This window comes from Streptomyces sp. AA1529, from assembly GCF_000280905.1.
GTDB lineage: Bacteria > Actinomycetota > Actinomycetes > Streptomycetales > Streptomycetaceae > Streptomyces.
In genome coordinates this window covers 1-12,883 of record NZ_ALAP01000019.1, presented here as the reverse complement: position 1 = coordinate 12,883, position 12,883 = coordinate 1, and the positions used below count along the sequence as shown (strand labels likewise).

General features: G+C 72.2%; 13 protein-coding genes and 1 pseudogene. 6 read left to right on the top strand and 8 right to left on the bottom strand.

Annotation, left to right across the window (positions count from 1 at the left end; genetic code table 11):
• Positions 1 to 273 precede the first annotated feature (273 nt).
• Genes A949_RS35420 through A949_RS0105450 form a run of 3 tightly spaced genes read left to right on the top strand, consistent with a single transcriptional unit; the run spans position 274 to position 3,902 of the window.
• Positions 274 to 858 (top strand): WXG100 family type VII secretion target, encoded by a 585-nt coding sequence (locus A949_RS35420; RefSeq protein WP_158687550.1) that lies wholly within the window; start codon positions 274 to 276, stop codon positions 856 to 858.
• Between the two features lie 13 nt (positions 859 to 871).
• A complete protein-coding gene (locus tag A949_RS0105455; protein WP_019354998.1) occupies positions 872 to 3,268 on the top strand; it encodes a hypothetical protein in 2,397 nt (798 codons plus the stop codon).
• Between the two features lie 10 nt (positions 3,269 to 3,278).
• Complete coding sequence (locus A949_RS0105450; RefSeq protein WP_158687549.1) at positions 3,279 to 3,902, top strand: hypothetical protein; 624 nt, start codon at positions 3,279 to 3,281, stop codon at positions 3,900 to 3,902.
• 36 nt (positions 3,903 to 3,938) lie between these two features.
• Here A949_RS0105450 and A949_RS0105445 read toward each other — a convergent pair whose 3' ends face one another.
• The 6 genes and pseudogenes from A949_RS0105445 to A949_RS0105420 all read right to left on the bottom strand — a co-directional run bounded on the left by A949_RS0105445 (position 3,939) and on the right by A949_RS0105420 (position 9,378).
• Complete coding sequence (locus A949_RS0105445) at positions 3,939 to 6,074, bottom strand: xanthine dehydrogenase family protein molybdopterin-binding subunit (RefSeq protein ID WP_078565344.1); 2,136 nt, start codon at positions 6,072 to 6,074, stop codon at positions 3,939 to 3,941.
• A gap of 49 nt (positions 6,075 to 6,123) precedes the next feature.
• Complete coding sequence (locus tag A949_RS0105440; RefSeq protein ID WP_019354995.1) at positions 6,124 to 7,143, bottom strand: FAD binding domain-containing protein; 1,020 nt, start codon at positions 7,141 to 7,143, stop codon at positions 6,124 to 6,126.
• Positions 7,144 to 7,301: 158 nt separating this feature from the next.
• Positions 7,302 to 7,838: pseudogene (locus A949_RS0105435) on the bottom strand (2Fe-2S iron-sulfur cluster-binding protein); the annotation flags it as partial.
• A 103-nt stretch (positions 7,839 to 7,941) separates the two neighbouring features.
• Entirely contained in the window at positions 7,942 to 8,451 is a 510-nt protein-coding gene (locus A949_RS0105430; protein WP_019354993.1) for a mycothiol transferase, read from the bottom strand.
• Between the two features lie 160 nt (positions 8,452 to 8,611).
• Positions 8,612 to 8,779 (bottom strand): DUF5670 family protein, encoded by a 168-nt coding sequence (locus tag A949_RS0105425; protein ID WP_026004365.1) that lies wholly within the window; start codon positions 8,777 to 8,779, stop codon positions 8,612 to 8,614.
• A gap of 149 nt (positions 8,780 to 8,928) precedes the next feature.
• The gene (locus tag A949_RS0105420; protein WP_019354991.1) at positions 8,929 to 9,378 is read right to left on the bottom strand and encodes a DNA-processing protein DprA; all 450 of its coding nucleotides are present in this window, start codon (positions 9,376 to 9,378) and stop codon (positions 8,929 to 8,931) included.
• Between the two features lie 208 nt (positions 9,379 to 9,586).
• Here A949_RS0105420 and A949_RS0105415 point away from each other — a divergent pair, with 208 nt between their 5' ends.
• From A949_RS0105415 to A949_RS32575, 3 genes are all read left to right on the top strand, one after another.
• Complete coding sequence (locus tag A949_RS0105415) at positions 9,587 to 10,828, top strand: helix-turn-helix domain-containing protein (protein ID WP_019354990.1); 1,242 nt, start codon at positions 9,587 to 9,589, stop codon at positions 10,826 to 10,828.
• A gap of 138 nt (positions 10,829 to 10,966) precedes the next feature.
• Complete coding sequence (locus A949_RS37145) at positions 10,967 to 11,383, top strand: hypothetical protein (protein ID WP_019354989.1); 417 nt, start codon at positions 10,967 to 10,969, stop codon at positions 11,381 to 11,383.
• Positions 11,380 to 11,592: a hypothetical protein gene (locus tag A949_RS32575; protein WP_019354988.1), complete on the top strand. Its 213-nt coding sequence runs from the start codon at positions 11,380 to 11,382 to the stop codon at positions 11,590 to 11,592. Before A949_RS37145 ends, A949_RS32575 begins: the two co-directional genes overlap by 4 nt.
• A gap of 1 nt (position 11,593) precedes the next feature.
• Here the strand turns inward: A949_RS32575 and A949_RS32570 are convergent, their stop codons facing one another.
• Positions 11,594 to 12,259, bottom strand: a complete 666-nt coding sequence (locus A949_RS32570; RefSeq protein WP_019354987.1) for a potassium channel family protein — start codon at positions 12,257 to 12,259, stop codon at positions 11,594 to 11,596.
• A 79-nt stretch (positions 12,260 to 12,338) separates the two neighbouring features.
• Entirely contained in the window at positions 12,339 to 12,842 is a 504-nt protein-coding gene (locus A949_RS0105395) for a MarR family transcriptional regulator (protein WP_019354986.1), read from the bottom strand.
• Between the last annotated feature and the right edge of the window lie 41 nt (positions 12,843 to 12,883).

Genomic DNA, 12,883 nt, shown 5'->3' with positions numbered 1-12,883 from the left:
ACGACGAGCATCCCGCCCTCCCGCACCCCGCCCCGGAGACCCCGTGCACCGGCCCGCCGCCCCGCGCAAGCCACACATGACGCCGCACGACGGCACCCGGCGCACGAGTCCGACACAGCGGCACGGAGCCCGACACGGGCCCATGGGAGCGACACCTGGGACGGTTCCGGAACCAACCGCACTTTCTTCACGTGTATTTGGGAGACGTTCGATCCACTTCCCTTGTAAGTTCCTCAGAGGATCGGCAGTGTTCACCGGCGGAAGCGGGGATTCGTGTCATTCGAGCAGGAATGGGCCGGGTTGGTGGCCGGAGCGCGGGACAAGCAGTCCTCCACCGCCATGCAGTTGAACGGCGCTGACGGCAAGGGTGACGGAAAGTGGCTCCAAGTGACGCCTTCCGTACTCGACGCAACGGCCAAGAAGGTGGAGAAGGTCGACACCGCCTTCCAAAAGGTGGACAACGCCGCCATGCGGGAGATGGAACAGGTCCCCGGGTCGATGAAGGGCTTCGCCAGCGACGACGCCTTCAAGACGTTCCAGGAGATGTGGCGCGGCCAGATGAAGCATCTGCGCAAGCAGTTCGCGAACACGGCCACGGCGCTCCGCAACGTCACGGCGAAGACGTTGGAGGGGGATGTGTACACCAAGGAGCAGGTGGACAAGATCGCCGAGGACCGGGACCGGAAGGAGCACCCGCTCAAGTACCTCCTGGATCCGAACCGGAAGCCGCTGCTCTCCACGACTCCGCAGTACCCGTTCTCCACGGACCCGTACCCACTGCTGAAGCCACCGCCGTCGCAGAAGCCGGTGTACGGCCCCCCGCTGCCGACAGTGCCCTCGACCGAGCCGAAGTCCTAGGGGGAGCCGATCCATGAGCGACACTCTCGACTACCAGACGGTGCGTCACGTCAACCTGACCGCGCTGCAAGCGGTGGTGAAGGCGTGGAAAAAACTCCCGGAGGACTTCAGGGAAGTCCACACGTCTTTCGACCGCACGGTCACCAAACCGATGAGCACCGAACGGAGCGGCTGGCACGGCGACTCCCACAAGGCGGCGGTCAAGCACTTCAAGGTCGTCCAGAATCAGGTCACGGAGGCCGCCGGACAGGCCGAGTGGCTCGGGAAGGAGATGTCCCGCTGCCTGAAGGTGTTCGAGAACGCCAAGAAGGACCTGGTGGACGTCGAGTCCACGGTGTCCGAGAAGCCGACGGGCGGCGGAAAGAACTACCTGAAGCTGAACACCAAGGACGGCGTCGTCTACGTCGATCCGCCCGGAGGTGAGGACGGCTCAGGAATCAGGAAGGCTTACCACGAGGTCATCACGGACCTCAACAAGAAGATCGAGAAGGCCCTCCGCGACGCGGCCGAGGCCGACGCGGACCTGAAGAAGGCTCTGACCTTCGACCCGCACGGCGACGGCTTCAGCGGCGACACCCCGAAGATGCAGGCCAAGAAGGATGTCGACGCGCTGTACAAGCTGGCGGGCGACAAGGACTTCAAGCGGGATCCGAAACTGATCTCGAAGGCCAATGGCATCTTCGCGATGAACGACGGCAATGCCGACTTCGCAGAGGAATTCGCCACCCGCAAGGGCGCGAAGGGTGTCCTGGAGCTCTGGTACAAGGCGGCTCAGCCGGACTACGAGGACAGGATGCCGCCGGACCCGCTGGACCGCCCGAAAGGGGTGGACAAGCAGCTCGGTGCCCTTCAGGACAATCTCAGCAGCACCCTGGCCCTGGCCAGTCACTCCGACTCCCCGGCCATGACGAAGTGGAAGAAGGATGTCCTCGACCTGGGCTACCAGCGGATGGGCGAGCAGCCTGCCAGCGGGGGCGTGGGCACATACCGGGCGGCCCCGCCCTACGGCTTCCAGGTGATGAGCAACCTGATGCGGACAGGGAAGTGGGACAACGACTTCCTCAAGCACTACGGCGCCGAGTTGAAGAAGACCGACGAGAAGCCGTTCATGACGCCGGGCCCCTACTCTCGCGAGGAGAAGGACGTGCCCGAACGGAAGTGGCTGGGCTACGGCCTGAATCCGCCGAACTACCTCAACTTCGGTGCCGAGTACGACCAGGGCGAGGATCCGTTCACCGGGTACATGGAGGCCCTCGGGCACAACGCGGAGGCCTCGACCGACTTCTTCTCGGACAAGGAGAACTTCGACTACGTCCTCCGGGACCGGAAATGGTTCCCGGACGGACCGAGCCCCGACTCCGGTCCGCATCATGACTGGCGGGGCGGGCGCGTGGCCCTGGGCCACGCCTTCACCTCGGCCACCACGGGGCACGACTGGGACGCCGATCTGCCGATGTTCCCGTCCCACACCCAGGCTCAGGCGGACATCATGTCCGAGTTCATCGAGGGAATCGCGACCAACAACGACCAGGAGCAGCACATCGAGCTCTCCCACGGGATGAGCCAAGGACTGGGGCGTGCGGCGTCCGAGTACATGCCCGACATCTACCGCGGACTGCGGGACGGCGGCGGCGAGGACCTCAAGGAAGACGGGGCAAGTGAGGCGCTGGCCGCCGAGACCAAGCTCTACCCGATCTCCGGGGCCGTGGCCGGGATGGACCACCGGGAGGCCACACATCTCCTCTTCCGCCTCGGCCAGGACCCGGAGGCGTACGGGTACCTCATGCAGGCCCAGAAACGCCAGGCCGCCGAAGTGCTCGACCACCAGTTCAATCCGGATGTGCCCGCCGACGAGAAGTACTCGCCACCCTCCAAGACCGAGGCGACCGCACGCGAGGTGCTCGGCACGTCGGGCGAGATAACCGGCACCATGGCGATGGCCCGGCAGGAGGCATTGGTCGGCCCGGCCGTCGTCAAGGACCAGGAGTTCGAGAAGAGCTCGCTCAGCGCCCGGTTGTGGGGAAACAGCACCTTCGGCGGCGCGGTGACCGCAGCGACGGCATACGCGAAGTGGTTCCCGAACCCGGTGGTCGGCGCCACGCTGGGCGCGCTGACCGCGGGGTACGAGGGAGCGGCGGCGTACGACATCGACCGGATGATCACCAGTTCCGAGGGTGTCAAGCAGGCCGAGATCGCCAGCATGCTCTACGACAAGGAGCGGACTCGGAACGTCAACGCGGACACCGCCATGCTGCACAAGATACAGAGCCAGTACGGTCTCAAGGACACGCCTGTCAATGCTCTGAGCCAAGCGGGCACCAGGCAGGGCTTCGGCTGGGCCAACGACAGCGTCAGCAGGACCGCGAGCTACCTCGACTCCATGGACGAGGTGCCGTCCCTCCCCAACTGATCGATTGTTGATGACTGCGATGCCCGAACGCCCCACCCGCCCGCTCCGCTACGTCCTCCTCGCCCTCCTCGCCGCTGCGCTGGTCGCGGCGGGGGCGGTGGGCGGATCACTCGCACAGTCCGAGGATCCGAAGGGGCCGAAGAAGCTCTCGCAGGTAACGGGCGACACCTGCCACACGGTCCTGCTCGGGCTGTCCGCGTCAGTGCTGGACCGGGTGGTGCCCGCTTCCCACTATGTCGGCGGCCGGCAGAAGGTGACCCGCAAGAAGGGGCAGTACAGCGCGCTGTGCGGGATCGACACCGACGGGAAGCGGGCACTGCGGGTGAGCGTGCAGCAGCAGAGTGCCGCAGCGCCGCTCCGCGACCCCGATCCGTCGGTGAAGGGAAGGACGGAGGAGATCCCCGGCTTCGGGGCGAGCTGGTCCACGCCGAGTGGTGCCGCCGCCACTGTCCCCTGCACCAAGAACAAGGACGCGGACGAGAACACCGAACTGCAAGTCGTCGTGGAGTCCTTCGCCGAGAAGGGCGAGGGGGTCCGCAAGGACCTGGTGCGGATCCTGAAGGCGTCGGCCGAGACCAATCGCGAGCGGGCCTGCTACGGCGCTCCCATGGAGGACGGCTCCGCCTACGAGTGACCCCGCCGCCGGGACGGCGGGCAGCGGCCCGCCGCCTCACTCCCACGCCCCCACCCGGTCCGGGGTGAGGGGCAGGGTGCGGTGGCGGGTGCCGGTGGCGTGGTGGACGGCGTTGGCGAGGGCCGCGGGGGTGCCGACGATGCCGATCTCCCCGATGCCCTTGCCGCCGACGGGGTTGAGGTGCGGGTCGTGCTCCTCGATCCAGTGCGCGTCGATGTCGGGGACGTCCGCGTGCGCGGGGACGTGGTAGGCGGCCAGGTCGCGTTCGACGAAGCCGCCGAGCCGGGCGTCCAGCGTGCTCTGCTCGGTGAGCGCCATGCCCAGGCCCATCGTCATGCCGCCGATGAACTGGGAGCGGGCGGTGCGCGCGTTGAGGATCCGGCCCGCGGCGAAGACGCCGAGCAGCCGGCGGGTGCGCACCTCCCCGGTGACGGTGTCGACCGCGACCTCCGCGAAGACGGCGCCGAAGGCGTGCCGTGCGTAGTCCTCCTGGGAGCGCACGTCGGTGGCGGTGTCCACGGTGACGATGCTGCCGCCGGACTCGCGCAGCTCCCGGCACGCCTTGTGCACGGCCCAGCCCCAGGAGGCGGTGCCGGAGGAGCCGCCGGCCAGCGACGCGGTGGGCAGGTCGCTGCTGCCGATGTCGACGCGGACGGCGTCCAGTTCCACGCCGAGCTCCTCGGCGGCGATCTGGGCGAGCACGGTACGGGCTCCGGTGCCGATGTCGGTGGCGTTGATGCGCACCTGGTAGCCGGGCCGGGAGCCGTCGCCCAGCACCTGGACGGACGCGGTGGACGGGGAGACGTAGACCGGGTAGGTGGCCGCGGCCACGCCCGTGCCCAGCAGCAGGTCGCCGTCGCGGCGGGTGCCCGGGCGCGGGTCGCGGCGCTCCCAGCCGAACCGGCGGGCGCCCTCGCGCAGGCAGTCGGCCAGGTGGTGGCTGCTGAACGGCTTGCCGCTGTCGGGCTCCCGGTCGGGGATGTTGCGCAGCCGCAGTTCGACCGGGTCGATGTCGAGGGCCGTGGCCACCTCGTCCATCGCGGATTCGAGCGCGTACATGCCGGGCGCTTCGCCGGGGGCCCGCATCCAGGAGGGTGCGGGGACGTCCAGCGGGACCACCTGGTGGCCGGTGCGGAGGCCGGCGGCGCCGTACATGACGCGCGAGGGCACGGCCGCCTGCTCCACGAACTCCTTGAACGTGGCGGTGTGGGTGAGCACGTCGTGTCCGAGCGCGGTCAGGGTGCCGTCGTCGCGGGTGCCGAGGCGCAGCCGCTGGATGGTGGGGGCGCGGTGGCCGACGACGGCGGGGAGTTCGCGCCGGGGCAGGACGACCTTGACGGCACGTCCGGTGTGCCGGGCGGCCATGGCGGCGAGCACGACCTGCGGGCGCGGGGTGCCCTTGGACCCGAAGCCGCCACCGACGTGCTCGGAGACGACCGTGACCTGTGCCGGTTCGAGGCCGAACAGCGCCGCGAGTGTGGTGCCGACCAGGGTGGCGCCCTGGCTGGAGTCGTAGGCGATCAGGTGGCCGCCCTCCCACACGGCGGTGGCGGCGTGCGGCTCCATGGGGTGGTTGTGCAGCGGACCGAGGGTGTAGGTGGTGTCGAAGCGGTGCGGCGCCGCGGCGTACTCCGTGTCGAAGTCGCCGGTCTCCTGGTCGGCCGGGTAGCCGCCGTTGGCCTCCTCGGGGTGATAGAGCCCGGGATGGTCGGCGCGGAGCAGCACGTCGTGCGGCTCCTCCGCGTAGCCGATCCGGACGGCCCGTGCCATCTCGCGCGCCGTCTCGGGGGTCTCGGCGACGGCGAGCGCCACGTACCAGCCCCGGTGCGGCACCTGCGGGGTCTGGAGCAGGGCGAGGATGGGGTCGTCGGGTTCGCCGAGCCGGGGCGCGTTCTCGTGGGTGAGGACGGCGAGTGCGCCGGGCAGGGCCATGGCGTCGCTGTCGTCGATGCCGGTGACGCTGCCGTGCGGGACGGTCGCGGGCACCGGCCGGGCGTACACGCAGGCGGGCGGGGTGTGTTCGGCGGCGTAGCGAGCCGCGCCGGTGACCTTGGCGTGGCCTTCGCGGCGGGCGGCGGGGGAGCCCAGCACGGGTTCGCCTGCGCGGTCCCGGGCACCGGCGCGGTCGCGGGAGGTGGTGCGGTCCTGGGAGGTGGTGTCGTCCACAGCCATCGTCCTCGTCCTCGTCCTGGTCGTCGTCCTGGTCGTCGTCCTCGGATCCTCAGGCCCCTGAAGGGCGGTGCGCGGCAGGCTGCGGGGGCTCGGCAAGGGCGGTCAGCAGCCGCACGGCCACGCCGCGGGCCAGCGGCACCTTGAAGGCGTTGTCCGCCAGCGGTTCGGCCGCGGCCAGTTCGGCGTCCACGGCGCGGGCGAAGGTGTCGGCGTCGGCGCGGGTCCCGACCAGCATCTCCTCGGCGGTGCGGGCCCGCCACGGCCGGTGTGCCAGCGCGCCGAACGCGAGCGCGGCGTGCCGCACGGTGCCGTCCTCGTCGAGCGCGAGGACGGCGGCGGCCGAGGCCAGCGCGAAGGCGTAGGAGGCGCGGTCGCGGGCCTTGCGGTACCCCGCGCGGGCCCCGGCCGGCGGTGCGGGCAGGGTGAGGTGCGAGACGAGTTCGCCGGGCCTGAGCACCGTGTCCCGCTCCGGGGTGTCGCCCGGCAGCCGGTGGAACGCGGCGGCCGGTACCGTCCTGGTCCCCTCGGGGCCGAGCAGTTCGACCTCCGCGTCGTAGGCGGCCAGCGCGACGGCCATGTCGGAGGGGTGGGTGGCCACGCAGTGCTCGGAGTGGCCGAGTACCGCCATGTCCCTGGTGGCGCCCTCGCGGGCGGAGCAGCCCGAGCCGGGCTCGCGCTTGTTGCAGGGCGCGGAGAGGTCCTGGAAGTAGGGGCAGCGGGTGCGTTGCAGGAGGTTGCCTCCGGTGGTGGCCAGGTTGCGGAGCTGTCCGGAGGCCCCGGCCAGCAGCGCCTGGGCCAGCGCCGGGTAGTCGCCGCGGACGGCGGGGTGCGCGGCCAGGTCGCTGTTGCGGACGTTGGCGCCCACCCGCAGGCCGCCGCCGGGTGCGGTCTCGACGGTGTCCAGGGGCAGCCGTGAGACGTCGATGAGGTGCCCGGGGGCCGCCACGCCGAGCTTCATCAGGTCGACGAGGTTGGTGCCGCCCGCCAGGAAGTACGCGTGCGGCTGCGCGGCGAAGGCGGCGACGGCCTGCTCGGGGCTGGTGGCGCGTTCGAAGGTGAAGGGTTTCATGGCGCGGGTCACCTCGCCGGTGCGGCGTCGGAGGCGGAATCGCGGTCGGCTGCGGGACCGGTGTCGGACGCGGGACCGGCCTCGGACGCGGGGTCCCCGTCGGACGCCGGGCCGGGCGCGGGGGGCGCGGTGGTGCCGGAGCGCCGGCCGACGTGGCCGCTCGCGTCCTCCAGGGCCGCCACGATGTGCGGGTAGGCGCCGCACCGGCAGAGGTTGCCGCTCATCCGCTCCCGGATCTCCGGGCGGCTCAGTTCGGCCGGCTCCCCGGTGGACCGCTGCAACGCCTCGCCCGGAGTGGCGTGCGAGGGGTGCCCCTCGGCGGCCTCGCACAGCATGCCGACCCCGGAGACGATCTGGCCCGGCGTGCAGTAGCCGCACTGGAAGGCGTCCCGCTCCTGGAAGGCGCGCTGCAGCGGATGCGGCTCCTCCGCGTCGCCGAGCCCCTCGACGGTGGTCAGGTGCGCGCCGTCGTGCGCCACCGCGAGCAGCAGGCAGCTGTTGGCGCGGCGCCCCTCCAGCAGCACGGTGCAGGCGCCGCACTGGCCGTGGTCGCAGCCCTTCTTGCTGCCGGTGAGGTCGAGCTGTTCGCGCAGTACGTCGAGGACGGTGGCCCGGTGGTCGACGGTGACGGTGTGCGCGGTGTCGTTGACGTGCAGGGTGAGGGTCGAGCTGGTGGCGGTGCGCTGGGGGATCACGGGGCGCGCCTCTCGTCGGCTCTTGCGGCTGGTGCGGACTGGTGCGGACTGGTGGGGACAGCGGGGCTCGGCGGGACCTGGTGGGGCGGGGCGGGGGCTGCGGTCAGCGGCGTTCCAGCACGCCGCGCAGGAAGGCGGCCTGGCCGACGTGCTGCAGGGTGTCGCCGAGGACGCTGACGAGACGTACCCCGAGCGAGACGGGCGGATCCCACGCGTCGTCGACGATGCGGTCGAGGGATCGGGGGCCGAGGGTGCCCAGATAGGTGAGAGTCTCCTCGTGCACCGCGTCGTGGTAGTCCAGCAGCGGTCTCGGGGAATCCACCCGGACGGCGGCCACCTCCTCGGGCGTGTGGCCGAATCCGGTGTCGTCGGCCGGAAGGGGCAACCCGAAGCGCTCCTCGAACCCCTGTGCGTGCCAGACCTGTTCCGTGCCCGCGGCGTCGGCGAGATGATCGTCCTGCACCCGGGTGAGGTGCCAGATCAGCCAGCAGACGCTGTTGCCGCCCGGGTCGGGCGGCTCGTCCAGGTGCTTCCTGCGGATGCCGCCGAGCGCGGCGTGGACCTCGTCGTTCACCCGGGTGAAGGCATCCGCGAGGAGGGCGGTTGTGTCCATGTTCGTGACCTTACGACCCGGAAGTGCCCCGGAGTCGCTTCCGCCGGCCCCCGGCCGGTTCCGGACGTACGCGAACCCCCGCCCGCCTGCTCCGGGAGCGGAGCGGGCGGACGGGGGCGGTGCCCGACGGCGGCGTGCCGAAGGGATACGACCGGCTCGGCTACCAGCGGTACCAGCGACCGCGCCGACCGCCGACCGACGGCCGGACGAGGAAACCGAGCAGCCAGACGACCAGCACGATCACCGCGATCCACCACAGCGCCTTCAGTGCGAACCCCGCGCCGAACAGGATCAGCGCGAGCAGCAGGACGAGCAGCAAAGGACCCACAATCGTTCACCTCCGCGGCCCGAGTGCCCCCGTTTCCCGACTGCAACCGCACAACTTGACGAGCACGGGTCAGAACGCGGACGGGAAGCGGACGGGTCGGACCGCGGACGAGCCGCAGCGCGCACGCGCCGCAACGCGCACGGGTCAGGTCAGGTGGGGACGACCAGCCGGGCCTTCCCCTGCTGGGAGGCGTAGTCGAGGGTCTGCCAGGTGCCCGACTGGGTGCTGGTGCCGACCGGGAAGCCGATCACCATGGCCGAGCGGTCCACCATCCACCGGTTCCGGGCCAGGTAGGCGGCGTCGTCCAGCGGGTCGGCGGCCAGTTCGACGATCTCCGCGATGCGGTCCCAGGTGCGGTTGACGGCGTTTCTGGCCTCGGGCGGCTGCTGGTCCAGGGTGCCGGGCACCGCGACGGTGAGCCAGGCGTCGGTCTCCTCCGCCAGCCATCTGAGCGCCAGGCTGTCGATGCCGCGGCCGCCGCCGAGGTGGAAGTGCGCGTCGGCCGCGAACGGCGCCAGATACGCCGTGAAGAGCTGCGCATAGTGGGCGGCGTCGTGGTGTCCCGCCGTACGGCTTCCGGTGATGGTCACGGTACGCATCGTCAGTGCCCCAGTCCCTGACTCGGTGGCTTCGGACGGCCATCCACCCGTGTGCGATCGCTCGCTAGGCCGCTTCGCATCCTCGCACGCGGGACCGACACCCCGGCGGGGAGCGTGCCCTGCCCTTCGGGGTGACCGCAGGGGGAACGGGGCGGCGCGGCGCCCTCCGCGCGGGTAGCGTGGAGTTGTCCACGTGTGGGGGTGCGCGATGCACGAGGGGTTCGAGACCAGCATCGGTGACCGGCTCGGGCGGCTGAGAACCCGCCGCGGCCTGACCCAGGAGCGGCTGGCGGAGTCGGCCGAGGTCTGCGTCGACATCATCCGCAAGCTGGAGCAGAACAGACGCCGGACAGCGCGCATGGCGACGCTCAACCGACTGGCGCGGGCGCTGGATGTCGATGTGTCGGTACTGGTCGGAACGCCGGTCACGTTCGAGGCCCGGCCGGACGGGAGCGCGCCGTCGGTCCTGGCGCTGCGGCGGGCGGTGTCGCCGGTGGCCGACCTGCTCGGCGACGGCGCGGAACCGGACCGGGAGGACCCGGAGGAGCCGCCGACCGCCGGGGCGCTGCGCGCCTCCCTCCGCGCCACCGAGGGCACCCGGCGCGCGGGCCGGATGGGCGAAGTGGGCGCGGTGCTGCCGCAGTTGATCCGGGACGCGCGGGCGGCGGTGCGCGCGTACGAGGGCAGCGACCGGGACCGCACGGCGGCGTACGCAGTGCTCGCCGAGGCGTACCAGGTCGCGGCGACCACCCTGACGGCGCTCGGCAACCCGGACGCCGCGTTCACCGCCATGGAGCGCGCCGCGGACGCGGCCCGCCGGGCGGGCGATCCGCATCTGGAGGCGATCGGCGCGGCGACTCTCGCCTGGGTCCTGACCAAACAGGGGCGGCTGGAGGACGCCGAGCACGTGGCGCACACCCAGGCGGCCCGCATCGAGCCGACGTTCCGCTCCCAGCCCCTCGACCTGTCCCTGTGGGGCATCCTGCTGCTGCGTGCGGCGACTGCCGCGGTGCGGCAGGGCGAACGCCACTACGACCGGGTGGACGAACTGCTGCGCATGGCGACTGCGGCGGCGGCCGGGATCGGCAGCGACCGACTCGACTACGCGACTCCCTTCGGCCCCACCAACACCGCCGTGGCGAAGGTGAACTTCCAGGTGGAGATGGACCGCTGCGCGGACGCGCTCGGCACCGCGCGCACCGTCCCCGACCTCGCCTCCCTCCCCCCGACGTGGCGCGCGCGCTTCCACGTGGACCGCGCTCTCGCCCACACGGGGCTCGACCGGGACGAAGCGGCCACCCGCGCGCTGCTCGCCGCGGAGCAGGACGCCCCCGAGTGGATGCGCTACCACGGCACGGCCCGCCGCCTCGTGGCCGACCTCCACTCCCGCGAGCGCCGCCGCACCTCTCCGCTGGCGGAACTCGCCGACCGGCTGCATCTGGACGAGTAGGACGGCACGTCACAGTCGGGCCCGGAACCGGCACACGGCGTCACTGGTGACCCCCGTGGCGCGACCGTACGTTCGTCGCGCGTACGGCGGCACCAGCGCGACGGGGTGCCGCGCCCTCACGAGCCCGGGACGGCACCCATGACGCCCAACTCGCGCCTCCGCGCCACCGCGGAGCCCGACACCTCCTGGTCTCCGCCGGTCCACGCGCCGTTCGCGCTGCTGCCCGTGGGGGTGTGGTGGGACGCGGTGCGGGTTCCGTATGCGCGGGGGTGGGGGGTCGTCCGCACGCTGGGGGAGGCGTGCGGGGCCGTGATCGGGGACCCGCACCGGTCGTGGCTGTACTGGCTGGTCCCGCCCGGGGGCGGCGGCCTCCCGGCCCGGGAGGGCGAGGTGGTGCGGCTGTCGGTCGCCTGCTGGCTGCCCGTCCCGGCACGGACGCGGACGGAGCCGCCCGGCCCGTACTGGGCCGTGCCGTACGGCGGCGCGGACGGGCGCGGGCTGACGGATCCGCTGCGGCTGCGGGCGGCCCTCGCTGACGGGGAGGCCGCCCGGTGAGCGGTGTGGTCGGTGCCGGGTACTGCCTGCCGTGCGGGGAGCGGCGCGCGGAGACCGTGGTGGTGGCGCTGGTGCATGCGAACTCGGGGCCGGGCCGGGCCGTCGAGGCGTGTCTGCCGCACGCACGGGAGTACGCGGCGGCTCCGGAGGCCCCGCAGTGGCTGCGGGACGATCTCGCAGTGCTGGACGCGCTGGACGCGGGCGGCTGACTCAGTCCGGGTCCCGCTGCCGGTCCCGGCCGCGGGGCGGCCGGCTCGCGGCGCTGCGGCGCAGTTTTCCGGTCAGCGAGGTCGCGGCGGCGGTGAGGAAGACCAGCGTGTAGACGATCTGGAGCAGGATGACGAGCCGCACGGACTGGCCGTGCGGGGTGATGTCGCCGTAGCTGAGGGTGGCGAGCGTCAGCAGCGCGAAGTACAGGGCGTCCAGCCGGGTGCGCAGGCCGGTGAACTCGCCGGGGTGATGCGACATCACGAAGTACGCGGAGGAGAACAGCAGCACGGACAGGCACATCAGCGAGACCAGCGCGACGACCGTGCCGGGCCGGTCGAAGAGGGCGTCGCGCATGTGTTTGACCAGCAGGACGGCGATGGCCGTCAGCCCGATGCCGAACACGGTCCAGCTCAGTACCGGCCGTTCCGGGCCCAGGGTGTGCTCGGGCACCAGGAAGTACGCCACGAACAGGGCCGCGGTCACCGGGCCCAGCAGCGGCCACCCATGGCCGGACCACAGCGTCCGGCGGCCGGAGCCGCCGCCGGACGGGGCGCCGGACCGCTCGCCGGTCGCCTCGTCCGGGGGCTCGCCGGACGGCACGCCCGTCGCCGGGCCGGACGGCTCGTCGGACGGCTCGTCGGACGGCTCGTCGGAGCGCTGGGCCATGGGGCCATCGTCCGCTCCGGCGCCGCCGGGCGCGCTGTGGAGAGGGCCGGTCGGAGGGCCGGGGTCCCGGGGTGGCGGGTCAGCGCGCCGAGGACGGCTTGCGGCCGGGGCGGCGGTGCGGCGGGGTGGCGGCGGCGCGGACCTCCTCGGCGGCTGCGCGGTAGGCGGGCGCCGCGCGGCTGAAGTAGTCGAAGAGAAGGGCCCGCTGCTCGGGGGTGTAGCGCTCCAGCAGCTCGGTGATGCGGCGGCGGGCGGGCGCGGCGGTCTCCTCCAGCGCGGGGAAGGAGTCGGCGGCGGGCTCGACGCGCAGCCGGCGGCGGTCGGCCGGGTCTGCGGCGCGGCGGACGTATCCGGCGCCTTCCAGGCGGTCGATCAGCCGGGTGGTGGCGCCCGTGGTCAGCCCGGTGCGGACGGCCAGTTCGCCGGGCGTGAGCGGGCCCTCCACGGAGATCACGCTCAGCGCGTACCACTCGGTGGCCTGTAGTCCCACCGCTTCGGCACCCGCCATGCCGTGCAGCCCGACCGCGTCCAGGTACTGGCGGAAGACCAGGTGTGCGTCGGTGGACGCGTCGTCGTCGGCCATCGCAGCCAACCCCTCCCGATTTCTCTGCTTCTATGAAGATA